Source organism: uncultured Sphingosinicella sp., assembly GCF_963974575.1.
Taxonomy (GTDB): Bacteria; Pseudomonadota; Alphaproteobacteria; order Sphingomonadales; family Sphingomonadaceae; genus Sphingosinicella.
Genome location: NZ_CAXBBQ010000004.1, coordinates 299,725 through 324,418, shown reverse-complemented (window position 1 = coordinate 324,418; position 24,694 = coordinate 299,725). Strand labels below are relative to the sequence as shown.

At 66.4% G+C, this 24,694-nt stretch carries 23 protein-coding genes; 17 read left to right on the top strand and 6 right to left on the bottom strand.

Annotated features, from left to right (window positions below):
• Window positions 1-206: 206 nt before the first annotated feature.
• From AAC014_RS09545 to AAC014_RS09525, 5 genes are read left to right on the top strand one after another with little or no spacing between them, the layout of a single operon-like run.
• Complete coding sequence (locus AAC014_RS09545; RefSeq protein WP_339707483.1) at window positions 207-1,772, top strand: oligopeptide:H+ symporter; 1,566 nt, start codon at window positions 207-209, stop codon at window positions 1,770-1,772.
• Window positions 1,769-3,190, top strand: a complete 1,422-nt coding sequence (locus AAC014_RS09540; RefSeq protein WP_339707480.1) for an amidohydrolase — start codon at window positions 1,769-1,771, stop codon at window positions 3,188-3,190. The genes AAC014_RS09545 and AAC014_RS09540 overlap by 4 nt, the downstream gene beginning before the upstream one ends.
• Entirely contained in the window at window positions 3,187-4,485 is a 1,299-nt protein-coding gene (locus AAC014_RS09535) for an amidohydrolase family protein (RefSeq protein ID WP_339707477.1), read from the top strand. Before AAC014_RS09540 ends, AAC014_RS09535 begins: the two co-directional genes overlap by 4 nt.
• Window positions 4,486-4,505: 20 nt before the next feature.
• The gene (locus AAC014_RS09530; protein WP_339707474.1) at window positions 4,506-5,195 is read left to right on the top strand and encodes an NnrU family protein; all 690 of its coding nucleotides are present in this window, start codon (window positions 4,506-4,508) and stop codon (window positions 5,193-5,195) included.
• Window positions 5,186-5,977 carry an SDR family oxidoreductase gene (locus AAC014_RS09525; protein ID WP_339707468.1) on the top strand — a complete coding sequence of 264 codons (792 nt, stop codon included), beginning with the start codon at window positions 5,186-5,188 and terminating at the stop codon, window positions 5,975-5,977. Before AAC014_RS09530 ends, AAC014_RS09525 begins: the two co-directional genes overlap by 10 nt.
• Here the strand turns inward: AAC014_RS09525 and AAC014_RS09520 are convergent.
• Both AAC014_RS09520 and AAC014_RS09515 read right to left on the bottom strand, forming a co-directional pair.
• Entirely contained in the window at window positions 5,974-6,972 is a 999-nt protein-coding gene (locus AAC014_RS09520) for an aldo/keto reductase (RefSeq protein WP_339707465.1), read from the bottom strand. The two genes, AAC014_RS09525 and AAC014_RS09520, sit on opposite strands and share 4 nt — an antisense overlap.
• Complete coding sequence (locus tag AAC014_RS09515; RefSeq protein ID WP_339707462.1) at window positions 6,944-8,383, bottom strand: alanine/glycine:cation symporter family protein; 1,440 nt, start codon at window positions 8,381-8,383, stop codon at window positions 6,944-6,946. Before AAC014_RS09515 ends, AAC014_RS09520 begins: the two co-directional genes overlap by 29 nt.
• Window positions 8,384-8,477: 94 nt before the next feature.
• On the opposite strand from AAC014_RS09515, the gene glmM reads away from it, so the two are divergent.
• The 6 genes from glmM (at window position 8,478) to AAC014_RS09485 (ending at window position 14,893) form a co-directional block, all read left to right on the top strand.
• Window positions 8,478-9,815 carry a phosphoglucosamine mutase gene (glmM, locus tag AAC014_RS09510; RefSeq protein ID WP_339707459.1) on the top strand — a complete coding sequence of 446 codons (1,338 nt, stop codon included), beginning with the start codon at window positions 8,478-8,480 and terminating at the stop codon, window positions 9,813-9,815.
• Window positions 9,812-10,612 (top strand): bifunctional hydroxymethylpyrimidine kinase/phosphomethylpyrimidine kinase, encoded by an 801-nt coding sequence (thiD, locus tag AAC014_RS09505; RefSeq protein ID WP_339707456.1) that lies wholly within the window; start codon window positions 9,812-9,814, stop codon window positions 10,610-10,612. Before glmM ends, thiD begins: the two co-directional genes overlap by 4 nt.
• Window positions 10,609-11,220, top strand: coding sequence for a ribonuclease HII (gene rnhB / locus AAC014_RS09500; RefSeq protein WP_339707453.1), 612 nt, complete (start codon window positions 10,609-10,611; stop codon window positions 11,218-11,220). Before thiD ends, rnhB begins: the two co-directional genes overlap by 4 nt.
• A 195-nt stretch (window positions 11,221-11,415) precedes the next feature.
• Entirely contained in the window at window positions 11,416-12,519 is a 1,104-nt protein-coding gene (locus AAC014_RS09495; RefSeq protein WP_339707450.1) for a DNA methyltransferase, read from the top strand.
• A 3-nt stretch (window positions 12,520-12,522) separates the two neighbouring features.
• Window positions 12,523-13,581, top strand: coding sequence for a dihydropteroate synthase (gene folP / locus AAC014_RS09490; protein WP_339707447.1), 1,059 nt, complete (start codon window positions 12,523-12,525; stop codon window positions 13,579-13,581).
• Window positions 13,582-13,684: 103 nt separating this feature from the next.
• Window positions 13,685-14,893: a hypothetical protein gene (locus AAC014_RS09485; protein WP_339707444.1), complete on the top strand. Its 1,209-nt coding sequence runs from the start codon at window positions 13,685-13,687 to the stop codon at window positions 14,891-14,893.
• Here the strand turns inward: AAC014_RS09485 and AAC014_RS09480 are convergent.
• Window positions 14,890-16,071, bottom strand: a complete 1,182-nt coding sequence (locus AAC014_RS09480; protein ID WP_339707438.1) for an acetyl-CoA C-acyltransferase — start codon at window positions 16,069-16,071, stop codon at window positions 14,890-14,892. The genes AAC014_RS09485 and AAC014_RS09480 overlap by 4 nt on opposite strands.
• Before the next feature lie 5 nt (window positions 16,072-16,076).
• On the bottom strand, window positions 16,077-17,639 hold the full coding sequence (locus AAC014_RS09475) for an ABC transporter substrate-binding protein (protein ID WP_339707435.1): 1,563 nt from the start codon (window positions 17,637-17,639) through the stop codon (window positions 16,077-16,079).
• A 243-nt stretch (window positions 17,640-17,882) separates the two neighbouring features.
• Between AAC014_RS09475 and AAC014_RS09470 the strand changes: the two genes are divergently transcribed.
• From AAC014_RS09470 to AAC014_RS09445, 6 genes are read left to right on the top strand one after another with little or no spacing between them, the layout of a single operon-like run.
• Window positions 17,883-18,893 carry a cysteine synthase A gene (locus AAC014_RS09470; RefSeq protein WP_339707881.1) on the top strand — a complete coding sequence of 337 codons (1,011 nt, stop codon included), beginning with the start codon at window positions 17,883-17,885 and terminating at the stop codon, window positions 18,891-18,893.
• Between the two features lie 18 nt (window positions 18,894-18,911).
• Window positions 18,912-19,631: a cell division ATP-binding protein FtsE gene (ftsE, locus tag AAC014_RS09465; RefSeq protein WP_339707432.1), complete on the top strand. Its 720-nt coding sequence runs from the start codon at window positions 18,912-18,914 to the stop codon at window positions 19,629-19,631.
• Window positions 19,628-20,521: an FtsX-like permease family protein gene (locus AAC014_RS09460; RefSeq protein WP_339707429.1), complete on the top strand. Its 894-nt coding sequence runs from the start codon at window positions 19,628-19,630 to the stop codon at window positions 20,519-20,521. Before ftsE ends, AAC014_RS09460 begins: the two co-directional genes overlap by 4 nt.
• On the top strand, window positions 20,518-21,063 hold the full coding sequence (locus AAC014_RS09455; RefSeq protein ID WP_339707426.1) for a YdcF family protein: 546 nt from the start codon (window positions 20,518-20,520) through the stop codon (window positions 21,061-21,063). Before AAC014_RS09460 ends, AAC014_RS09455 begins: the two co-directional genes overlap by 4 nt.
• Window positions 21,063-21,746 carry a lysophospholipid acyltransferase family protein gene (locus tag AAC014_RS09450; RefSeq protein ID WP_339707424.1) on the top strand — a complete coding sequence of 228 codons (684 nt, stop codon included), beginning with the start codon at window positions 21,063-21,065 and terminating at the stop codon, window positions 21,744-21,746. The genes AAC014_RS09455 and AAC014_RS09450 overlap by 1 nt, the downstream gene beginning before the upstream one ends.
• On the top strand, window positions 21,746-22,699 hold the full coding sequence (locus AAC014_RS09445; RefSeq protein ID WP_339707421.1) for a DUF2125 domain-containing protein: 954 nt from the start codon (window positions 21,746-21,748) through the stop codon (window positions 22,697-22,699). The genes AAC014_RS09450 and AAC014_RS09445 overlap by 1 nt, the downstream gene beginning before the upstream one ends.
• Here the strand turns inward: AAC014_RS09445 and AAC014_RS09440 are convergent.
• Window positions 22,644-23,552 carry a prephenate/arogenate dehydrogenase family protein gene (locus AAC014_RS09440; RefSeq protein ID WP_339707418.1) on the bottom strand — a complete coding sequence of 303 codons (909 nt, stop codon included), beginning with the start codon at window positions 23,550-23,552 and terminating at the stop codon, window positions 22,644-22,646. The two genes, AAC014_RS09445 and AAC014_RS09440, sit on opposite strands and share 56 nt — an antisense overlap.
• The gene (gene hisC / locus AAC014_RS09435; protein WP_339707415.1) at window positions 23,552-24,652 is read right to left on the bottom strand and encodes a histidinol-phosphate transaminase; all 1,101 of its coding nucleotides are present in this window, start codon (window positions 24,650-24,652) and stop codon (window positions 23,552-23,554) included. The genes AAC014_RS09440 and hisC overlap by 1 nt, the downstream gene beginning before the upstream one ends.
• Between the last annotated feature and the right edge of the window lie 42 nt (window positions 24,653-24,694).

Genomic DNA, 24,694 nt, shown 5'->3' with positions numbered 1-24,694 from the left:
GGCCTGCGATGTCAAAAAAGAAGGCCGAAGACGAACGCGCTCCTGACCGCCGAAACATTCTTTCAATGCGCCGGACGCGGGGCTAGTCTCGCGCCATGGGAGAGCGGCGCGGCCTGATCGCTGCCGTTCGAAAAAGGGAAGAGGGTCCAGGACCAATGACTCAACCGACGGGGGCTGCCGCCGGCGCCCTTCCAGCAAGCGATTCCATGGGAACCATCCTCGGGCATCCCAAAGGGCTGTTCGTGCTGTTCTTCGCCGAAATGTGGGAGCGCTTCTCCTACTACGGTATGCGGGCGCTGCTCATATTCTACCTCGTCCAGCACTGGATGTTTTCGGATCAGAAAGCGTCGGTGATCTACGGCGCGTACACGGCCCTCGTCTACATCACGCCCGTCATCGGCGGTTATCTCGCGGATCGCTGGCTCGGACAGCGCAAGGCAGTGCTGTTCGGCGCGGTTCTGCTCAGTTTCGGTCACCTGCTCATGGCGGTTGAGGGCGATGGCGGCCAGGGCGGCACAGCGATCAGCGTCTTCTGGCTGGCGCTCGCCTTCATCGTGGTCGGATCTGGTTTTCTGAAGGCGAACATCTCGGTGATCGTCGGGCAGCTTTATCCGCGCACCGACGTGCGCCGGGACGGCGCCTATACGATCTTTTACATGGGCATCAACTTGGGCGCCGCGATCGGCGCTATTATCGCGGGCTATCTCGGGCAGACCTACGGCTGGAGCTACGGCTTCGGGGCGGCCGGGCTCGGGATGCTTCTGGGGCTCGCGGTCTTCGTCTGGGGCAAGCCCTATCTCTTGGGTCGCGGCGAGTCGCCCGTACCTCAAAAACTGACGCAGCGGGTTGGCGGCATCTCGTTCGAATGGCTGCTCTATACGCTTTCTTTCCTGGGGGTCGGCCTTGTGTGGCTGATGATCCAGTTCCAGGAATTCGTCGGACTGCTTCTGGGTATCTCCGGCGCCATCCTCGTCGGCTACGTGCTCTATACGGCGGTTGCGAAACTCTCCCGCGAAGATAGGGACCGTATCTTCGCCGTGATGGTCCTCATCCTCGGTTCGATCCTGTTCTGGTCGCTCTTCGAACAGGCGGGATCGTCGCTCAATCTGTTCACCGATCGCCACGTGAACCGCGAGATTTTCGGCATCGAGATCAAGGCGGCGATTTTCCAGTCGCTGAATGCCATCTACATCGTGCTGCTTGCACCGCTGTTCGCCGGTCTTTGGATCGCGCTCGGCCGGCGGGGGCTGGAGCCGTCCGCAGGGGCGAAGTTCGGGCTCGGGCTGATCCAGCTCGGCGTGGGCTTTTTCATTCTGGTGGCAGGCGCGGAGGCAGCCGGCCTCGGCGTGCCGACCCCGGTCATCTACATCTTTCTGATCTACCTGCTGCACACCACCGGAGAGCTTTGCCTCTCACCCGTCGGGCTCAGCGCGATGAACCGGCTTGCGCCCTCCCACATGGCCAGCCTGATCATGGGAACGTGGTTTTTCGCGTCCGCTGCGGGCAATTTCGCTGCCGGTCTGATTGCAGCGGCAACCGGTGCGGATCACGGCGGCGGCGAGGGCGCGGCGAAGGAGGTCGTGCTTGGCGTCTATTCGAACGTGGGTTGGGTGGCGATTGCGGTGGGCATCGGCTTCTTGGTGATTTCCCCGTTCATCCGCCGTCTGATGCACCTCGATACGCTGAAAGATGATGGCGAACTGGCGGGTGCCGGGGAGATCGGCGAGCCGCAGGCGGCAGGGATCAATACGGCAGCGGAGACGCGTCCATGAAGAGTCTGGTTTTTGCGCTTGCATCGGCGGCGTTGCTTTCCGCCTGCGCAGGTCAGCAGGAAGGACCGAAAACCGCCGCCGGCAAGCCGGCCCGCGATCTGCCGGTGATCGAAAAGAACCCGTTCCCTTCCGTCTACAAGCCCTATGCATCGCAGCCCACGCTGATCCGCGGCGTCAACATCTATGACGGCGCGGGCGGCAAGATCATCGGCGGCGAAGTGCTGCTCGTGGATGGCAAGGTCGCCGCGATCGGCCAGAGCGTCACAGCGCCCGAAGGCGTCAGCGTGATCGATGGTGCCGGCAAGTGGGTGACGCCCGGTGTCATCGACGTGCACAGCCACCTCGGCAACTATCCGTCGCCATCGGTGGAAGCGCACCAGGACGGCAATGAGGTGACCGGCGCGAACACGGCGGACGTGTGGGCCGAACACGGCGTCTGGCCGCAGGACCCCGGCTTCACGCGTGCGCTCGCGGGCGGCATCACCACGCTCCACATCCTTCCCGGTTCGGCGAATCTGTTCGGCGGGCGCGGCGTTTCCCTGCGCAACGTGCCCGGCCGCACGGTGCAGGAAATGAAGTTTCCGGGCGCGCCCTACACGCTCAAGATGGCGTGCGGCGAAAATCCCAAGCGCGTCTACGGCAGCCGCAACCAGAAGCCGGGCAGCCGCATGGGCAACATCGCGCTCGACCGCGCCACATGGGCGAAGGCGCAGGAATATGATCGCAAGTGGGATGAATACGAAGGCAAGGTGAAGGCGGGCACCGCCGCGCTGAAAGACGTGCCTGCGCGCGACATCGCCATGGATACGCTGCGCGGCGTGCTCGATGGCGAGATTCTCGTCCAGAACCACTGCTACCGCGCCGACGAAATGGCGCTCGTGCTCGATATGGCGAAGGAGTTCGGCTACAAGGTCACCACCTTCCACCACGCGGTCGAAGCGTACAAGATCGCCGATCTTCTGAAGGCGAACGGCACCTGCGCGGCGATGTGGGCGGATTGGTGGGGGTTCAAGATGGAATCCTACGACGGCATCCGCGAGAACCTGCCCTTCGTTCATGCGGCGGGCGGCTGCGCGATCACGCACTCAGACGATGATCTCGGCATTCAGCGACTCAATCAGGAAACCGCGAAGGCACTGGCGGACGGCAACCGCGCAGGCCTCGATATCAAGCCCGAGGAAGCGTGGACGTGGATCGGCATCAACGCCGCGAAGGCGCTTGGTCTCGACAAGGAAATCGGCAGTCTCGCGCCGGGCAAGCGCGCCGATGTCGTGCTCTGGAACGGCGATCCGCTCTCGGTGTACGCAAAGGCCGAGAAGGTCTGGATCGATGGCGCGCTGATGTTCGATGCACTGTCGCGGATGCGCCCGGTCAGCGATTTCGAGCTTGGCCAGCCGGGTGAAGGAGACCCGAAATGAAGCGTCTGCTCTCGCTCCTTGCGCTGACGATCGCGATGCCTGCATCCGCGGAAACCATCGCCATCGTAAACGGCAAGGTCGCCACCATCGCCCGCGCCGAACCCATCGAGAACGGCACCGTCCTTATCCGCGACGGACGCATCGTCTCGGTCGGATCGAACGTCGCCGTCCCAGCGGACGCGCGCGTCGTCGATGCCGCCGGCGGCTGGGTGACGCCCGGCCTTTTCGCCGGCTACTCGCGCGTGGGCATCGTCGAGGTCGATGCGGTCTCGGGCACCAACGACATCCAGGCCAACGCTGCGCCCTACGCCGCGGCGATCGACATCGCGCCCGCGGTAAACCCGCTCACCACCGCCATCGCCGTCACCCGCATCGAAGGCGTGACACGCGCCGCGGTGATGCCGGATGCGGGTAACGACATCTTCGGCGGGCAGGGTCTCGTGCTGTCGCTCGGTGAGGGAACGCCGATCACGCGGGCGCAGGCATTCCAGTTCATCGTGATGGGAGAGGCCGGCGCACGCCTTGCGGGCGGCTCGCGCGGCGCGTTGTTCGCGCGTCTTGCCGACGCGTTTGCCGAAGCGGCGGCTTACGCGCGCAACCCTGCGGGCTATGGCTACGGCCGTGATCGCGGTTCGCTGCTGAAACGGGCCGATGCCGCCGCGCTTGCGAAGGTCATCAGCGGCGAGGTTCCGGCGGTGGTCAGCGTCAACCGCGCCAGCGACATCGTGAACGTGCTCGCGCTCAAGAAGACTTACCCGCGTCTGCGCCTCATCCTCGCCGGTGCGGCGGAAGGCTGGACGGTGGCGGACAAGATCGCTGCCGCGGGCGTTCCGGTGCTCGCCTCCGTCGCGCCCAATCTGCCCGAAAGCTTCGAGGTGCTTGCTGCGACGCAATCGAACGTCGGGCGCTTGATCCGTGCGGGCGTGAAGGTCGCGATCGTGCCGATTGGCCGCGATCTCAACCATCAGGTGCGGCTCATTCCGCAGCAGGCGGGCAACCTCGTGGCGCAAGGCCGGATTCCGGGCGGCGTTCAGGTGAGCCACGCCGAAGCGCTCGCGGCGCTGACGAGGAACCCGGCGGAGATTTTCGGGCTCGGCGGCGAACTCGGTACGCTCGAACCCGGCAAGCGCGCCGACGTCGTGGTCTGGTCGGGCGACCCGATCGAGCTTGCCTCGGCACCGACCGCTCTTTTCATCGATGGCCGTGCAACGCCGCTCGAATCGCGGCAGACGAAATTGCGGGATCGTTACAATCCGCTGAAACAGGATACACTGCCCAAACAGTATAGCCGCTAGAACAAGGGGAGGGCCGGGAAATGGCCGAGCTTGCAATCGCCGTTGCGTCGTTTGTGCTTACCCATTTCATCCTGTCCCATCCCCTCCGCGCGCCGCTCGTCGCAAGGATCGGCGAGAAGGGTTTTCTCGGTCTCTATTCGCTGGTCGCGTTCGCTACGCTGATATGGGCCGTGCTCGCCTACCGCGCCGCGCCCACGGTTCAGCTCTGGGTGCCGCCCCTGTGGGTGGTGCATGTCGGCTGGCTCCTGATGCTCGTTGCCAGCATCCTCTTCGTGGGATCGTTCCTCGCGCCCAATCCGGCGATGGTGGAGGCAGGGAGGGTGCTTTCGAAAGGGACTGAGCCCAAGGGCGTGATGGGCATTACGCGACATCCGATGATGTGGGCGTTCGGCCTCTGGGCGATTGTGCATGTCACTTCGACCGGCCGCCTCGAAACGCTGATCCTCGCGGGCGGCATCGGCGTATTGGCGCTTGTCGGCGCATGGCTGCAGGACGGCAAGAAGGCCGTGCAGCTCGGTGCGGCGTGGGCGGCCTATGCAGCGCACACCAGCTACTGGCCGCTTGGCGCGCAGCTTTCCGGCCGTCTCGGCTGGTCTCGCATCTGGCCCGGCGTGCTGCCGGTCGTCATGGGTCTTGCCCTCTATGTCATCCTCGTGATGACGCACCCACTCGTCATCGGCAAGTCGACTGGCGCGATGCTGTGGAACTGACCGGCAAGACCGTGTGGATCACGGGGGCGTCGTCGGGCATCGGCGCTGCGCTTGCCGAGGCATTCGGAAAGGCAGGGGCACAGATCATCCTCTCGGGGCGTCGGGAAACCGCGCTCACAGATGTCACGCGGCGGCTTGAAGGTGAACGGCTCGTCCTGCCGTTCGAGGCGACCGATTATGCCGCGCTGCCCGGCATCGTCGATCGGGCGTGGGCCTGGCGCGGCGCGATCGACATTCTCGTCAACAATGCCGGCATCTCACAGCGTTCGATGGCGCTCGATACCGATTTCGGAGTCTTCCGGCAGATCATGGAGGTCGATTTCTTCGCGCCGCTCCGGCTTACCCAGTTCGTGCTGCCCAAGATGGTGGCGCGGGGACAGGGGCATTTCGTCCAGATCGCGAGCGTTGCGGGCAAGATCGGTGCACCGATGCGTACCGGCTACTGCGCCGCGAAGCACGCGCTTGTCGGTTTTTCGGATGCGCTCCGCGCCGAGGTCGCACAGCACGGCATCGGCGTCACGGTGGTCACGCCCGGCTTCGTGCAGACGAACATCGCCGAGAATGCGCTCGACGGCCATGGCAAGCGTTTCGGCCCCAAGGAAGATCCGGTCGGCCACGGCATCAGCGCCGCCGAGGCTGCGGCCGAAATCCTCGCCGGCCTGCGCGCCGGAAAGCCGGAGATACCGGTAGGCCGAGGCCTTGAAATGCAAGCGCTCTGGTTGAAGCGCTTGGTGCCGCGATATGTGTTCAGGCGCGTCGCGAAGATGGCGCCGAAACGCTAGATTCGCAGCATCGCCAGCTTGCCCGGCGTGTCGTAGCGTTCGCCCGCCGTGCCGCCCACAGGTGCAGCGGCGTTCAGCGCGGCGACGTCTGCGGCGGTAAGGGCGAGGTCGGCCGCCGCTGCGTTTTCTTCCAGTCGCTTCACCTTCTTGGTGCCGGGAATCGGGATGATGTCCGGCCCCTGCGCCAGCAGCCATGCGAGCGCGACCTGCGCGGGCGTCGCGCCGTGCGTGTCCGCGATGCGCTTCACGGTGGCGACGAGTTCCATGTTCGCGTCGAAGTTCGCGCCCTGATAGCGCGGGTCGTTCCTGCGATAATCCGTTTCGGGATAGTCCTCCGCCCGCTTCACCTCGCCGGTCAGGAACCCGCGCCCGAGCGGCGAATAGGGCACCAAGGCGATGCCGTGTTTGCGGCAGGTCGGCAGGATGTCGTTTTCGATCTCCCGCTCCCACAGCGAATATTCCGATTGCAGCGCATCGACCCGGTGTGTTGCGACTGCGCGTTCCAGCGTTCCGACCCCGGCTTCGGAAAGGCCGATGAAGCGGATTTTGCCCTGGGCCTGCAGATCCGCCATCGTGCCGACGACATCCTCGATCGGCACGTCGGGGTCGACGCGGTGCTGGTAGAACAGGTCGATCACGTCGGTCTGCAGGCGTTTGAGGCTCGACTCGCAAACGGCGCGGATGGTCTCGGGCCGGCTGTCGGTTCCCCGCACACGCCCATCGACAATCTTGAAGCCGAACTTGGTGGCGATGAACGCCTTGTCGCGCTTGCCCTTCAGTGCGTCCCCAAGGAATTCCTCGTTCGCGTAGGGGCCATAGACTTCGGCGGTGTCGAGGAAATCGATACCGATCTCAATCGCACGGTGGATGGTGCGGACGGCTTCGTCCCTGTCCACCTCGCCATACATCGCCGCCATGCCGGAAAGCCCGACGATGCCCATGCAGCCGAGCCCGATGGCCGAAACGTCAGTCGTGCCGAGGTTGCGCCGTTTCATCATCGATACCCTTTCCGTAAATCGTTCCGGCCTTCACGCTGGCAAGGAAGCCGCTCATCTCGCGTCTCACGGGTACGGCCAGCAGCGCAAGCCCGATCAGGTTCGGCAGCACCATCAGGAAGAACAGGCTGTCGATAAGGTCCACCACCTTGCCCGGGGAAAGGACGGCGCCCATCGGTTGCAGCAGGCAATAGAAAAGCTTGAAGGTGAGTTCGCTCGTGCGGCTGTGGCCAAACAGGTAGCCCCAGGCCTGAAGCCCGTAATATCCCCACGAAATCAGCGTGGAGAACGCAAAGAGCAGAACGGCGACCGAAAGCACATAGGGGAACCATGCCGTCACGGTGCCAAACGCGGCGGAGGTCATGGCGATGTCCGTGTAGCCGTCGTTGTAGACGCCCGTGACGACGATGATGAGCGCGGTCATCGTGCAGACGATCATCGTGTCGAGCAGCGGTTCGATCAGCGCCACCATGCCTTCGGATGCCGGGTGGTGCGTTTTCGCCGCGCTATGGGCGATGACCGCCGTGCCGACGCCGGCCTCGCACGAGAAGACGGCCCGGCGCATTCCGACGACGAAGCTGCCGAGGATGCCGCCCGCAACGGCATCGGACGAAAACGCGGCGCTCACGATGGTTGCGAAGGCGCCGGGAATCGCGCCTGCGTTTGCAACGAGAATGACCGCGCCGCCGCCCAGATAGACGAGGCACATCATCGGAACGAGCCGCGCCGCGACCGTTGCGATCGATCGCACCCCGCCGACAATAACGATGCCGACGGCAATCGTGAGGATGAGCCCGTAGACGAGCCCGTTGGCCGGCGTGCTCTCGATGCCGGTAATCACCGTCAGCTGGCTGAAGCTCTGGTTGACCTGGATCAGTGGCAACGCACCACCAAGCGCGAAGAAGGCGTAGAGGCCGCCGAGCTTCCGCCCGGTGTTCGGCAGGCCCAGCCGTGCGAGCCCGTTTTTAAGCGTATACATCGGCCCGCCGCGCACTTCGCCCGAAGCGCTGAATTCGCGGTACATGAGCCCGAGCGTCACTTCGGCCGCCTTTAGCGCCATCGCGAAAAAGCCGATCACGAACATCCAGAAGGCCGCACCCGGCCCGCCGAGCGCAATGGCGATGGCGACGCCGCCGATGTTGCCGAGCCCGATCGTACCGGAGAGCGCTGTCGACAGCGCCTGAAACTGGCTCACCGTTCCCGGCGCGCTGTCGTCGGCATGGCGGCCGCGGATCAGCTGGAAACCGATGGCGACGCCGCGCAGTTGGGGAATGCCCAGCCACAGCGTGAAGAAGAGCATTGCGGAGGCGAGCGCCAGTACGACAAGCTCTAGCTCTGTGCCGAAAAAGGGCACTTTCGTGAAGACGAATGCAGAGAGCTGGTCGATAAAACGACCCATTGCTTCGATCATTCCGTGCGGCCCGCCCTTCATTTTAACAATTTTGAGGCATAAAGAGCCTGTTATGAGCGCGTGTGCAAGACACGCGGGGCTGGAGAGGATGAATATGGGCCGGCGCTATTTCGGCACCGATGGGATCAGGGGTCTCACCAACACCGTACCGATGACGCCGGAAATCGCGATGCGCGTCGGGCAGGCGGCGGGCGCGAAGTTCCTGCGCGGCGATCACAAACACCGCGTCGTCATCGGCAAGGACACGCGGCTTTCGGGCTACATGATGGAATCCGCGCTGATCGCGGGTTTCACCAGCGTCGGCATGGACGTGGTGATGGTAGGGCCGGTGCCGACTCCGGCGGTCGCGATGCTCACGCGCTCCATGCGTGCCGATCTCGGCGTCATGATCTCGGCGAGCCACAACGCCTATCAGGACAACGGCATCAAGCTGTTCGGGCCGGACGGTTACAAGTTGTCGGATGCGGACGAGCTTGAGATCGAGGCGCTGCTCGAGGTCGCGCCGAAACTCGCCGATCCCGAGCACATCGGTCGCGCCAAGAAGATCGAGGACGCGCGCGGGCGCTATATCCACTTCGCGAAGTCGACCTTCCCGGATCACCTGCGCCTGGATGGGCTGAAGCTCGTCGTCGATTGCGCGAACGGCGCCGCGTACAATGTGGCGCCGAGCGCGCTTTGGGAGCTTGGTGCGGACGTCGAGGTGATCGGCGTCAATCCGAACGGCTTCAACATCAACGACGATGTCGGTTCCACGAAACCCGCGGCGCTTCAGAAGAAGGTCGTCGAAATGGGCGCGCACATCGGTATCGCGCTCGATGGCGATGCCGACCGGCTCATCATCGTCGATGAGCGCGGCCAGATCGTGGACGGCGACCAGCTGATGGCGCTCGTCACCAAGAGTTGGCACGCGGCGGGCCGTCTCAAGGGCGGCGGGCTTGTCGCGACGGTGATGTCGAATCTCGGCCTCGAACGCTATCTCGGCGGTCTCGGCCTCGCTCTGGAGCGTGCCAAGGTCGGTGACCGCTACGTGCTCGAAGCGATGCGCGCCAAGGGCTTCAACGTCGGTGGCGAGCAATCGGGCCACATCATCCTTTCAGACTATTCGACGACCGGCGACGGCCTCGTTGCCGCGCTGCAGATTCTCGCCGTGCTGGTGGAAGACGGAAGACCCGCCTCCGAAGTGCTCACGCTGTTCGATCCGCTGCCGCAGCTCCTCAAGAACGTGCGCTTCAACGGCGGCCAGCCGCTCGACACCGATAGCGTAAAGGGCGTCATCGCTGCTGCCGAGGCGCGTCTCAGCGGCACGGGCCGGCTCGTCATCCGCAAGTCGGGGACGGAACCGCTCATCCGCGTGATGGCGGAGGGCGAAGACATGGGCCTCGTCGAACGCGTCGTCGATGAAATCTGCGAAGCGGTGGCAAAGGCGGCATGACCAGGCCCCAGCAGGCACGCGTCCTCGTCATCGCGGGATCGGATTCCGGCGGCGGTGCCGGCATTCAGGCCGATATCAAGACGATCGCCATGCTGGGCGGCTATGCCACGACCGCGATCACGGCCATCACGGTGCAGGACACGAACGGCGTTCACGACGTGCATGCCGTCCCGGCCAGTGTGATCGCGGCGCAGATCGAGACGGTGCTTGCCGACATCGGCGCCGATGCCATCAAGATCGGGATGCTCGGCAGCCAGTCGGTGATCGAGGCGGTCGCCGGTGCGCTCACCGACGTTGCCGTGCCGATCGTGCTCGATCCGGTCATGATCGCGAAGGGTGGCGCCCACCTGCTGCGTCCCGATGCGGTCGAGGCGCTCACATCGCTGCTCGTGCCGATGGCGGACGTGGTGACGCCCAACATCGTCGAGGCGGAGGCGCTTTCGGGCAAGAAGATCCGCTCGCCGGAAGATGCCCGCGACGCCGGGGAAGCGATCCTGGAGCTTGGTGCGAAGGCGGTACTGGTGAAGGGCGCGCATCTGAAAGGCGACCAGATCAGCGACTGGCTGGTGACGCCGGGCCGCGCCAAGGAATGGGTCGATTCCCGCATCGCCACCAAGCACACGCATGGCACGGGCTGCACGCTCGCCTCGGCGCTCGCGGTCGGCCTTGCGCAGAAGATGCCGCTCGAACAGGCGGCATGGCGCGCGCGCGATTATGTGCGCCAGGCGATCCTGGCGGCGCCGGGCTTCGGCGCCGGGCACGGACCGCTCGGACATGGCTGGCCGCTCGCGCGGTGAAATACGCAGGGCCGGACTACAGCCACGAGGCGCGCTGCGCAGGTCAGGTCGCGGGTGTGGATGAGGCCGGGCGCGGACCCCTCGCCGGGCCGGTGGTTGCGGCGGCGGTGATCCTCGATCCTGCCTGCATCCCGGATGGTCTCAACGACAGCAAGAAACTCACCCACGCGCGGCGCGAGGTGCTGTTCGATATCGTCATGGGCTGTGCCCGTGTCGGCATCGGCGAGGCGAGCCCCGAGGAGATCGACCGGATCAACATCCTGCAGGCGACCTTCCTCGCGATGACGCGTGCCGTCGCCGCGCTGCCGGTCGCGCCGGACCACGTGCTCGTCGACGGAAACCGGGCGCCGCGCTGGACCTACCGCTGCGACACGATCGTCGGCGGCGATGCGCGTTCGGTGTCGATCGCGGCCGCTTCGATCATCGCGAAGGTGACGCGTGACCGGTACATGGTCCAGCTCCACGAGGCGCACCCCGATTACGGCTGGCTCGAGAACAAGGGCTACCCGACGCGCACGCATCTGGAGGCGGTTTCACGGCTCGGTGTCACCGTCCATCACCGTCGCAGCTTCGGCCCGGTGCAGCGCGCGTTCGAATTCGCGCGTTGAGTCGTTTTCGCAACACCCACTAGGGCTGGCGTGTGCCGATCCGCGCCATCGCAAGGGGTTGCGGTCAAGACTTCATGTTTAATGGAATCTTAAGTTAACTCTGCAACTCTTTGAATCCATGGACTCTTGACGCAAGAGTCCATGCCGGGCCAAGGTCCGCGCGCATTTGGAGCAAGTGGGCGAACAGGGGGCATTATGGCGGCCAGACCGGACGGCATCGACGAGGCGTCACGCGTCTCCTCGCGCATCATTCTGGGCGATTGCATCGCGGAGATGGAGGCCATGCCGGCAAAGTCGGTGGACCTTATTTTCGCCGATCCGCCCTACAATCTTCAGCTGAACGGCGACCTGTTCCGCCCCGAAGGCGGCCGCGTGGATGCGGTCGATAACGACTGGGACAAGTTCGACACGTTCGGCGCCTACGACAATTTCACCTGCCGCTGGCTTTCCGCCGCACGCCGCATCCTGAAGGACGACGGCACGATCTGGGTGATCGGCAGCTACCACAACATCTTCCGCGTCGGCACGGTGCTGCAGGATCTCGGCTACTGGATCCTGAACGACATCGTCTGGCGCAAGACGAACCCCATGCCGAACTTCAAGGGCACGCGCTTCACCAACGCGCACGAAACGATGATCTGGTGCTCGAAGTCCGAAAAGGCGCGCTACACGTTCAATTACCATGCGCTCAAGATGATGAACGACGACGTGCAGATGCGATCGGATTGGACGATCCCGATCTGCAACGGCGGCGAGCGCGTCAAGGTCGGCGGCGTCAAGGCGCACCCGACGCAGAAGCCCGAAGCGCTGCTCTACCGTGTGATGATGGCGGCCTCGAACCCCGGCGACGTGGTGCTCGATCCGTTCCTCGGCTCCGGCACCACGGGCGCGATGGCAAAGAGGCTCGGTCGCAGCTTCATCGGCATCGATCGCGAGCAAGCCTATATCGAGGTCGCTGAGAAGCGCATCGCGGAAACGACACCGCTTTCGCCCGACGCGATGCAGATCACGCGCGGCAAGCGGCAGGCGCCGCGCGTTGCGTTCGGCACGCTTGTCGAGGCCGGGCTCATCCTGCCGGGCCAGGAACTCGTCGACACGGCCCGCCGCTACCGCGCGCGCGTCCGCGCCGACGGCAGCCTCGCGTTCCGCGGCGATGCCGGCTCGATCCACCAGATGGGCGCCGCGGCACAGGGCGCGCCTTCGTGCAACGGCTGGACCTTCTGGCACATGGAACGCGGCGGTGCGCTCGAACCGATCGATACGGTGCGCGAGGCCTATAGGCGCGATATCGCGGCTTGATCCGTGAAAACCTACTACCGCCCCACCGGCTTCGTTGATGCGCCCTTCGGCTACGACGGGCAGGTGCAGCGGCTTGCGGGTGGCCTCACCTGGTTCTCGGCGGTCGAGATCATCGAACGCAGCGCCGGCAAGCGCGTGTCGCAGCGGCTGGTGCCTGTCTCCGAGATCGATACCACGCATCCGCTCTGGGCACGGCTGACCGCGCCGCGTGCACCGATCCAGCTCGGCGAGCGCACCGTGCGCTTTTCCGAGCCCTCGGTCATGGCGATCCTCAACCGAACGCCGGACAGCTTCTCGGACGGCGGCCGTCATGCGACCGACGACGAGGCCGCCGCCGCTGCGGTCGCCATGGCGGCGGAGGGCGCGGCGATCCTCGATGTCGGCGGCGAATCCACGCGCCCCGGCGCTGCCGAAGTGTGGGAGCAGGACGAGATCGCGCGCGTCGTGCCCGTCATCGAGCGGCTGGCCAAGGCGGGCGTCGCCGTCTCGATCGACACGCGAAAGAGCACCGTGATGGCCGATGCGCTGTCGTGCGGCGCGGGCATGGTCAACGACGTCTCCGGCCTCACACACGATGAACGCGCGCTCGAAACCGTGGCGAAGGCCGGCTGCCCCGTCGTCATCATGCACACGCAGGGTGGCCCCGAGACGATGCAGCGCGATCCGCAGTACGAAGACGCGCTGCTCGACGTTTACGACTGGCTGGAAATGCGCGTTGATGCTGCAGTTGCGGCCGGTATCGCGCGCGACAAGATCATCGTCGATCCGGGCATCGGCTTCGGCAAGACCGTGCGGCACAGCCTTGAAATCCTGAACGGCCTCTCGCTGTTCCACGGCCTCGGCGTTCCCGTGCTGCTCGGCGCCAGCCGCAAGCGGATCGTCGGTGCGCTTGCGAACGAAGCGCCTGTCGATCGCCGTCTCGGCGGCTCGCTCGCGCTGGTGATGGCGGCGATCGGGCAGGGCGTGCAGATGGTGCGCGTGCACGACGTTTTCGAATCGGTGCAGGCGATCCGTGTGTGGCGGGGCCTGCGCGACGCGGCGCTCAGCCCGCCCACGCAGTAGGTCGTCGCCCGGCACGACATCTGCCGCTTGTGAGCGCGCCCGGCCCGCGAGTAGAACGCTGCCGTATCTGGCGGGAGTGGCCCCCATTCGATTCGTGCTTGGATTGCTGGCTCTTATCCTGTTCGCTGGTGCGGCTGCGCTCACCGGAGAGCCCATCGTCGCGCCCGACGTGCCGAGCGCATCCGACGTCCGCGCAGCGCGTAACCTGGCGGTTGCGCTTGCGGAAGTCGCTGCCGCCGAAGAGCCTGCACCGGTCACGGCCTCGATCGCGGATATGGAGGGCGCCGCGCGCGTCCTCACCAACGGCGTCCCCCGGCTTCGCCTGTCCCCCCGCGTCGCGGACGACGCGCTTGCCGTGAAGGCCGCGTTTCGTCTTTCCGGCGGCACATGGCTCACGGGCGGCGTGCACATCGCTGAGGTGGAAGACTACGGCTACCCGCAGATTTCGGCGAACATCGGCGCGCTGCCGATCCCTACTCTGCTTCTTGAGCCGTTCCTCGGACTTGCCCACAAGGCGGCGGAGATGCGCGCCGGCACGCGCTTCCCCACGACGCGCGAGGCGATCCTCGCGTTCGAGGCGGGGAAGGGCACGGCGAATGTTATTCTCGATCTTCCGCGGGGTTTCATGAAGGGTGTCAGCAAGCTCGCCCCCTCGGACGACGCCATCGATGGGCGCCTCGCCAACCGGCTGTACGTCGCGGCGCACCAGCGGCTGGATGGGCAGTCGCTCGATTTGCCGCAGGTCTATGCCGCGCTGTTCATGGGCGCGCCCCGCGACGGGAATGCCGCGCGTGCACACGCGCGGGCGGCAATGGTCGCGGCTGCGATGCTCGTCGTCGGCCCGCGCACGGGGCGCCTTGCGCGCGATGGGGAGGACTCGTTCAGTCCCAGGCTGCCTGCCACCCTGTCTGTGACGCTGGCGGGGCGCGAGGATCTTGCCAAGCACTTCACGCTATCGGCGGCGCTTGCTGCCGCGGCCGATCCGGCGATCGGGCGCGCGCTGGGCACGTGGAAGGAACTCGATGACAGCCTTGCGGGCGGCAGCGGCTTTTCGTTCGTCGATCTCGCCGCGGACCGCGCCGGGCTTCGGCTCGGCGAGGCGGCAACCAGCCCGGTGCGGGCCGGAACACTCTCGTCGCGGTTCGCGGCCGGTGTCCCTGAATTGCTGCCCCTCGCGGCGCTCGGTTTCGGCGAAGGGATGAGCACACGCGCGTTCGAACACCGCTATCGCGACGTTTCCAGCACCGAATATGCGGAGGCTGTCGCCCGGATCGACCGGGCGCTCGATACTCTGCCGGTGATGCAGCGCTAGTTCAGGCGCTCGACCGCGAGTGCCGTTGCTTCGCCGCCACCGATGCAAAGGCTGGCGACGCCCTTCGTGAGCCCAGCGTCGCGCAGCGCGCCGAGCAGCGTGACGATCACGCGTGCGCCGGAGGCGCCGATCGGGTGGCCGAGCGCGCAGGCGCCGCCGTGGACGTTCACCTTGTCCTCGTCGAGCCCGAGATCGCGGATCGCGCACATCGCCACCACCGCGAAGGCTTCGTTGATCTCGTAGCGGTCGACGTCATTTGCCGACCAGCCGACCTTCTTCAGCAGCTTTTCGATCGCGAACACCGGCGCGGTCGTGAACCATGCGGGGGCCTGTGCGTGCGTCGCGTGGCCGAGGATGCGGGCGATCGGCGTCAGGCCGCGCGCTTTCGCCGTCGATTCGCGCATCAGCACCAGCGCCGCGGCGCCGTCCGAGATCGAGGAGCTGTTCGCCGCCGTCACCGTGCCGTCCTTCGCGAACGCGGGCTTCAGGGTCGGGATCTTGTCGAGCTTCGCCTTGCCGGGCTGTTCGTCGATGCTCACCGTCACGTCGCCGCCACGACCGCTGACCGTTACCGGCACGATTTCGTCGGCGAACTTGCCGTTCGCGATGGCGCCCTGCGCGCGCGTTGTCGAGCGCACGGCGTAAGCGTCCTGCGCCTCGCGCGTGAACTGGTAGTGGCGCGCGGTTTCCTCGGCGAAGGTGCCCATCGCGCGGCCCTTGTCGTAGGCGTCCTCAAGGCCGTCGAGGAACATGTGGTCCTTCACCTCGCCGTGGCCCATCCGGTATCCGCTACGCGCCTTGGGCAGCAGGTAAGGGGCGTTCGTCATCGATTCCATGCCGCCCGCGACCATGATCTCGGCGCTGCCCGCAAGGATGATGTCGTGCGCGTCCATCGTCGCTTTCATGCCCGAACCGCACATCTTGTTGAGCGTCGTCGCGCCGACGCTTTCGGGGAGCCCCGCGCCGAGCAGCGCCTGGCGCGCCGGGGCCTGGCCCTGGCCCGCGCCGAGCACGTTGCCCATGATCACCTGATCGATATCGGCGGCCGGAACTCCGGCCTCCTCAAGCGCGGCGCGGATCGCGGCGCTGCCGAGCTGGCTGGCGGTGAGTGCCGAAAGGTCGCCCTGAAAGCCGCCCATGGGGGTGCGCTTGGCGCCGACGATGACGATTGGATCCACGGGTGCTACTCCTCTTTCGTTCCGGTCATCGCGAGACCCGAAAGCGGGTGCGCACCGGCGACATTGTTTTCCCAGCCCGTCACGCGCCGCGATACCAGCGACCAGCGGATCGGCGACAAGACGGCAATCAGCGGCGCATCCTCGGAAATCAGTCGGTTCGCGCGCCGTTGCAGCTGGATGCGCGTACCGGGATCGTCCTCGGCGGCCGCGTCGGCGAGTAGCTGGTCAACCGCGGGGTTGCAATAGCCGCCAAGCCGTACCGCGCAGGTGAACGGCTGCAGGAATGTGTCGGCAACCGGCGCGCGCGCGATGCGCTCGACGGCGGCAAGATCGAAGTCACCCTTCTCGATCGCGCGCCGGTGCGAGAGAGTGCCTCGCGCATACGCCTTCACGCGAACGCCGATCACGCCCCACGAATTGCTGATTGCGGCAAGCAGGTCTGCGTGTTCGCGGCCGTGGGGTATGGCGACAGAGAGCGTCAGCGGCTGGTTGAAGGTATAACCGGCTTCGGCGAGCAGCCTCACCGCCTCGCTCTCCCGCACGTCGGCGGACCATCCGGCCCAGTCGCCCGCGCTCCCCGCATAGGCATCGGGAAGTGTCGGCGGCAGCGCCGAATAGGCAGGCTGCAGGCCGGTGACACCGAACAGGCGCGAGAGGATGCCGCTGCGATCGAATGACATGGCGAGCGCGCGGCGCACGCGGATGTCGGCGAGGGGGCCGGAGCTGGTGCGCGCCAGATAGAAATAGAGGCCCCATGTCGGCTCCAGCCGGAGCGCCTGCGAATCGCCGACCGTCCGTGCCGCGCGCAGCCCGGTGAGGCGGCCACCGCTCACGATGTCGAGTTCGCCCGCGTTGAAGCGCCGGATTGCTCTCTCCGCGTCGGTACGGGAGAGCATGGCTCCGGCGAGCGAGACTGTATCGGCCGCATAATAGGCGCTGTTCTTCACAAGGTGCAGCGCACCGTCCGCATCGCCCGCGTCGTCGGCCTGCGTGAACGCGCCCGAAGCGGGCGGGGTCTTGCCCGAGCGGATGATCGCCGCGGCCGGGTCGGCGAGCAGTTGCAGCAATGCCGGTTCGGGCTTGGCGAGCGTGATCACCACGGTATCGGGACGCGGATCGGAAACGCCGAGCATCCGCGCCGGGCGCCGGTTCGCCGCGATGAGCGCGGCGTTGTTGATCATCATCAACTCGTCGCGGAGCGGATTCCCGGAGCCGGGGCTGACGATGCGCCGCATCACGGCAACGACATCGCCGGAGGTGAGCCGCCGACCGTCCGCCCAATAGGCCTCGCGCAGCTTGAACACGTAGGTGAGCCCGTCGTCGCTCACCCGCCAGCTAAGCGCCAGCGACGGCGCCACGCGTCCGCTTCGCTCAAGCGTCGTGAGCCCGATGTGCATGGCCCTCACCGCGGCGTTTTCGAGGCTTTCTTCGGCAACCAGACTTGCGCCGTCGTCGTTCACGAAGGCCATGCGGAGCGTGCTGTCGCCATCGCCGTCGCCGTCCGTGGCGCGATCGCAGCCGCCAAGGGCGAGCAGGCAGCAGGCGGTTATGATGGCGGCTCGGATCATCCTTCATGATCTAGACCAGCAGTGTGGCAATTTCAGCCGCGCATTTTCGGTTTCGTCACGAATCTGACCCGCACGCGCGCTAGGCTTGAATTCTCGAAGCGCGGACGGGCCTTTCCCTTCGCGCCGCGGTTCCCCCAAACCGACTTTACCGGCGGCGCAGAAATGCGCCGCCGATCTTTCGTGCCCCTGTCATGAAGGCGCGATTGCATGGGGCGGCGCGCGTCGGTAAGCCTTGCATTCACCATGCCAAGTCACATCTCCCGCGCGCCCGCGCACGATATCCTGAAGCTTATTGGCGGTACGCCGCTTGTTCGCCTGCGTGGCCCGTCGGAACGCACGGGGTGCACGATCCTTGGCAAATGCGAGTTTCTCAATCCCGGCGGCTCGGTGAAGGACCGCGCCGCGCTCTACATGATCGAGGCTGCCGAGCGCGAAGGGCGCCTGAAGCCAGGCGGCATTGTCGTCGAAGGCACGGCGGGGAACACCGGCATCGGGCTGGCGGTGGTTGCGAATGCGAAGGGCTACCGCACGATCATTGTCATGCCTTCGAACCAGTCGGTCGAAAAAATGGCGACGCTGCGCGCGCTCGGTGCCGAGCTGGTTCTGGTGCCGCCCACCAAATATGCCGATCCCGAGCATTTCCAGCACCGTTCGCGCCGCATCGCGGAGGATACACCCGGCGCAATCTGGGCCGGGCAGTTCGACAATCTCGCGAACCGGCAGGCGCACATCGAAACCACTGCAGAGGAGATTTGGGCGGATACCGGCGGCGCGGTGGACGGCTTCACCTGCGCGGTCGGCACCGGTGGCACGCTCGCGGGCACGGCGATGGGCCTGAAGGCGAAGAATTCGGACATCCGCATCGCGCTCACCGATCCCTACGGCGCGGCCATGTATTCCTGGTTCGCGCGCGGCGTGCTGGAATCCGAAGGCTCGTCGCTTGCCGAAGGCATCGGGCAGGGTCGCGTCACGGCGAATATCGACGGCGCGCCGGTCGATACGCAGTTCCGCGTGAGCGACGAGGATGGCGTCCGCGTCATGCACGAGCTGCTGATCGAAGAGGGGATTAGCCTCGGGCTCTCATCGGGTATCAATGTCGTCGGCGCTGAGCGGCTCGCCGAGGAGATGGGACCGGGTCACACCATCGTCACCGTGCTCTGCGATTCCGGGCTGCGTTACCTCTCCAGCCTCTACAATCCGGCGTGGCTCTCGGAAAAAGGCCTGCCGGTGCCGGATTGGCTGAGTAAGCCGTGACGTTTCGATGAGCACCCCGTGAGCACGATCGTCCGCTTCGACAATGTCGGCCTGCGCTACGGCACGGGCGCGGAGGTGCTGCGCGACATCGGTTTCCGGCTCGAAACCGGCGCGTTCATGTTTCTCGTCGGCTCGTCGGGGGCGGGCAAGACCTCGCTGCTGCGGCTGCTCTATCTCGCGCAGCGCCCGTCGCGCGGCCGCATCGACATGTTCGGGCGCGATATCACCAGCCTGCCGCGCACCGCGCTTCCCGCACTGCGCCGCCGCATCGGTGTCGTGTTGCAGGATTTCCGCCTGATCGAGCACCTCACGGCCTTCGACAATATCGCGCTGCCGCTGCGCATCGCGGGCGTGCACGAGGCGGAGGTGAAGGCGCATGTCGATGAGCTGATGGCGTGGGTCGGCCTCGCCGAGCGCCGCGATGCGCGCCCCGCCGTGCTTTCGGGCGGCGAGCAGCAGCGTGTCGCCATCGCGCGGGCGGTGATCGCCCGGCCCGATATCCTGCTGGCGGACGAGCCCACCGGAAACGTCGATCCCGAGATGGCCGGGCGGCTCCTGCACCTGTTCCACGAACTCAACCGCCTCGGCACGACCGTTGTTGTGGCGACGCACGCGCTGCACCTGATGTCGCGCGTGCCCTCCGCGATCACGCTGCGGCTCGATCGCGGCGAGATGCTCGATCCGACGGGTGTGCTGCGCAATCCGTCGGCGGCCGAGCCTGCGGAGCTCAGCTTGTGATCGCCTGGCTGCAGCCGCGCGCGCAGCGCTACCGGTTCCTGCCTGAAGGCCGGTGGGCGGGGGGCGCGCTGCCGTGGATCATCGGCATGATGACCTTCCTCGCGACGCTCGCGCTCGCGGGCGGCATGGCGCTTTCGAACGGCGCGGCAGCGCTCACCGGCGGGCTCTCGCGCAGCTTCACCGTGCAGATCGTCGAGCCGAACCCCGATGTAAAGCGTGAGCAGACCGCGGCCATCGCCGCGATGCTGCGCGCCCGCGCCGACCTTGCGGACGTGGTGGTGCTCGGCGATGCAGAGCTTCGCGCGCTCGTCGAACCGTGGCTCGGCTCGGGCAACATCGGCGAAGATCTGCCGCTACCCGCGATGATCGACGCGCGCTGGAAGAGCGGCACGGGCGACATGACGGCGATCGGCGATGCCGTCCGCGCGCTGGCTCCCACCGCGCGCATCGACACGCACGCCCAGTGGTTCCGGCCGCTTGCGGGCGTCGTCGAGGTGCTCAGATGGCTTGCCGTCTCGATCGGCGTGCTCGTCGTCGCCACGACCGCGGCGATCGTCGCGCTCTCCGTCCGCGCGGCGCTCAGCACGCATGGCCCGACGATCGAAACGCTGCACATCATGGGCGCGGAAGATCGCACCGTCGCGGCGCTTTTCGAGTATCGCTACGCCATTCAGGGCCTTGTCGGCGGCGTGATCGGCGCGCTCGGGGGGCTCGCCGTCATCATCGTCATCGGCAACCTGCTCGGCCAGTTCGGTGGGGGACTTGCGGGTGAAATCGGCCTGTCGCCGCTTGGCTGGACGGCGCTTGCCGCCGTGCCGCTGCTCGTGGCGCTGCTCACGATCCTCACGGTGCGGATCACGGTCGGGCGGAGGCTCAAGCAGCAGCTATGACCGCGGTTCTCGTGCGCTCCGCCATGCTGCTTGCGCTCGCGTGGATCGCGGGTTTCGTATGGTTCGTGCTGAGCCTGCCCGAACCCGCGCCGGACGACATCCGCACCGAAGCCATCGTCGTGCTGACCGGCGGACCGGGGCGCATCGCGCGCGGCGTTGATCTGCTGCGGGCAGAGAAGGCGGACAGGCTGCTCATCTCGGGTGTCGATGCGAGTGTCCGGCCGATCGAGCTTGCCGTCGAGCTCAACGTGCCTGCGGACGTGTTCGAATGTTGCATCGATCTTGGCAAAGAGGCTGCGGACACGCGTGGCAACGGCGAGGAGATCGCGGCGTGGGTGAAGCAGCACGAGTATAAATCCGTGCGCCTCGTCACCTCGCAGTTCCACATCAAGCGCGCGACGGCGGAAGCGCGCGCGCGGATCGGTTCAGGGGTCAAGCTCGTGCCCGATGCAGTGCCCGCGCGTCTCTCGGCGCGCCTGCTTGCGCTTGAATACAGCAAGTTCCTCTTCAGGCGCCTGCTGCTGCTGATGGGTGAGGCCTGATGATTGTGCTCCGTTCGATTGCCTTTGCGCTTGTCTTCTATTTCGTGGGCGCGCTTCTCGTTATTGCCGCGGCGTTCGATGCGCTGATCTCGCGTCGCCGTGCACACGTCGGCGCGCGGCGCTGGTCGGCGTTCTTCCTCTGGTCGTCGTCGCGGATCGCGGGCGTACGGCTGAAGATCGTCGGCGAACCGCCAAAGGGTCCGGTGATCATCGCGATGAAGCATCAGGCGGCGTACGAGACGATGGCGACGCCGCGCCTGTTCCGCTGGCCCGCCGTGGTGATGAAGGCCGAGCTGATGCAGATTCCGGTCTGGGGCTGGGTCGCGCGCCGTCACGGCTCGATCCCGGTCGACCGCGATGCGTCGTCGGCGGCGATGCGCACGATGCTGCGCGTTGCCGAGCAGGCGGTCGCGGAAGGCCGCGAGATCGTGATCTTCCCCGAAGGTACGCGCACGCCTGTGGGCGAGGCGCCACCGCTGAAGCCCGGCGTCTCGGGGCTCTACAGGCTGATGAAGCTGCCCGTCGTTCCCGTCGCACTCGATTCGGGAACGTTTTGGCCGCGCCACGGTTTCTGGAAGCGGCCCGGCACGATCACCATGCGCTTCGGCGAGGTGATTCCCGCCGGGCTCGACCGCAAGACGTTCGAGACGCGGCTGCACGCCGCCATCAACGAGGTGCCGTGATGCGCCACCTGCCGTTCTGGGTGCCGGTGCTGCCGCTGCTGCTGGGGCTGATCGCTTATTGGTTGTATTGGCAGGGCGAGGCGAAAGGCTTCGGTGAGATCGTGGCCGCGCGCATCGGTGCGCCTGTGGAGACCGCAGGCTTCCCCTACCGGATCGAGGCACGCGCGGCCGACGTTGCTATCCGGCGACAGACGCGCGAGCTTTCCTTTGCAGCCCACGCGTCTTCGGTGGTCGTCAATCGTCAGCCGTGGCGAACGGGCCATGTCGTGATCGCGGCGGAGCAGCCGCGGCTGCAGCTCGCGCTCACGCGGCTCGCAGGAATGCGCCTCGATGTCGAAGCGCCGGCGATGCTGGCGAGCGTGCGGCGGCCGGGCGACACACTCGAACGCCTGTCGATGCAGTTCGAAACCGCGAAGGTTTGGCTCCCGTTCGCCGGTGGGCCGTTTGACGCGACGAATTTCGAGCTGCACCTGCGCGAAACCCCCGGCGGCGAACCGCAAGGCAAGTCCCCGACGCTGCCCGTTCAGGCCGAAGCGCGGATCGCCGGAACGCTGGACCGCGCCGGTGCCAGCCTTGGCATCGACATTCCGCTGTTCGTGACTGCGCGCGCCCCGATCGGCGCGTTGGACGGCTGGCGGAATGGCGGCACGATCGAGGTGAAAGGGGCGCAGCTTCTTGCGAAGGACAAGCCGCTCGCCGATATCGACGCTACGCTCGCGCCGCTTCCCGATGGCCGCATCGTGGTATCGGGCACGATCAAAAGCGAATGCCCGTTCACGGTGAAGGCGCTTCTCGAAGGCACGGGCCCGGCGGCCGAATATCGCGCGCGCCGCGCCCGCACGATGACGCTTACCGGAAACAGCGCAGCGGGGTTCGTGGTAGGCGAACCCGAAGGCGCTACCGGTGGTCCCGTCCGAAGTCAGGAGCCGCCGTGTCCTGTCCTGCATCGATAATCGTGCGGCGGATGTCGCGCGTGCGTGTGAACAGGTTGAACAGCGTGTCTCCGTCCCCCCAGCGGATCGCGCGCTGAAGCGCGGTCAGGTCTTCGGTAAAGCGCTGCAGCACCTCGAGCACCGCGTCCTTGTTGGCAAGGAACACGTCGCGCCACATCTGCGGATCGGACGCGGCGATGCGCGTGAAGTCGCGGAAGCCGCCCGCCGAATATTTGATCACTTCGGACCGTGTCACGCCTTCAAGGTCTGAAGCGGTGCCGACGATCGAATAGGCGATCAGGTGGGGCAGGTGGCTCGTCACCGCCAGCACCAGATCGTGGTGCTGCGCGTCCATCGTCTCGACCTTGCTGTCGAGACGCTTCCAGAACTCGGCAAGGCGCTCGATCGCCGTCTCGTCGGTGCCGGGAAGCGGCGTCAGGATGCACCAGCGCTGGTGGAAGAGTTCGGCGAAACCCGCATCCGGGCCGGACTTTTCGGTGCCCGCCACTGGGTGCGCGGGGATGAAGTGCACGCCTTCGGGGACCAGCCCGGCGAGCGCGGCGACGCTCGCCTTCACGGACCCGACGTCGCTGACGATGGCGCCTTTTGGCAGGTCGTCGCGCATCTCCTCGATCGCGGCGCCCATCTGCCCCACCGGCACGCACAGCACCACGAGGTCGGCGTCGATCACGGCGGCGCCGGGCGTGTCGGCGATATCGTCAATCAGGCCAAGCTCATCGACGCGCGCGCGAACGGCGGCGCTGCCGTCGTAGCCCACGAGCCGCACGGTCGGCATGTGTAGCCGCACGGCGCGCGCGAGCGACGAGCCGATGAGCCCGAGCCCGATGATGGCGACGCGGGAGAAGGGCAGCATCAGCCGAGGAAGGCGCGAAGAGCGCCGATCACGGCCTGCGTTTCCTCGTCGGTGCCGATCGAGATGCGCAGTGCGTTGCCAAGGCCCTGGTTCGGCAGCCAGCGCGTCAGGAAGCCGCGTTCGGTGAGGTAGGCGTTCGCCGCCTCTGCCGTGTGCGCACCCGTTTCCGGGAACGTCACCAGCACGAAGTTCGCGGCCGAAGGCACCGCGCGCAGCCCCTTGTTGCCGAGCGCTTCGATGGCCTCGACGAGCACCGCGCGGTTGCGGGCGTTGTCGGCGCGGCATTTCGCCACCCAATCTTGATCGGCGAGCGCCGCGACTGCGCCCGCCTGTCCCGCGCTCGTCACGTTGAACGGCCCGCGAATGCGGTTCACCATGTCGATTACGCCCGGCGCGCCATAGGCCCAGCCGATCCGTTCGGCGGCAAGCCCGTAGATCTTCGAGAAGGTGCGCGCCATCACGACGTTCGGATGCACGCGCGCGAGCGCGGTGCCGTCGTCGTAGCCCGGCTCATCGACATATTCGGCGTAAGCGGAATCGATCACCAGCAGCACATGCGGCGGCAGCCCCGCGTGCAGGCGTTCTACCTCGCTCTGCGCGATCAGCGTACCCGTGGGATTATTGGGGTTGGCGAGATACACGATCTTCGTCCGCTCGGTGACGGCGGCGAGCAGCGCATCGACATCCGCCGTATAGTCGGTGTCCGGCGCCGCGACCGGCGTCGCGCCCGCACGCTCGGCGGCGATCGGATAGACCATGAAGCCATGGCGTACGTAGAGCACCTCGTCGCCCGGCCCCGCGTAGGCGAGGGCGATGCACTGCAGAATCTCGTCGGAGCCGGTGCCGCAGACGATGCGGTCCGCCTCGATGCCGTGGAGTGTGGCGATCGCCTCGCGCAGGTCGTGGCTGCTGGCGTCCGGGTAGCGGTTCGCCTTGCCGACGGCGGCGCGCATCGCCTCGATCGCCTTCGGGCTCGCGCCGAGGGGGTTCTCGTTCGAGGAGAGCTTGACCAGCGTCACACCCGGTGCCGCCTTGGCGCGGCCCGGCACATAAGCCTCGATAGCGCTTATCCAGGGCTTCGCGGTCGGGGCTTTCGTCATATCGCCAGCTTTCCTGCTCTCTGTTCGGACGGCACGGGCATT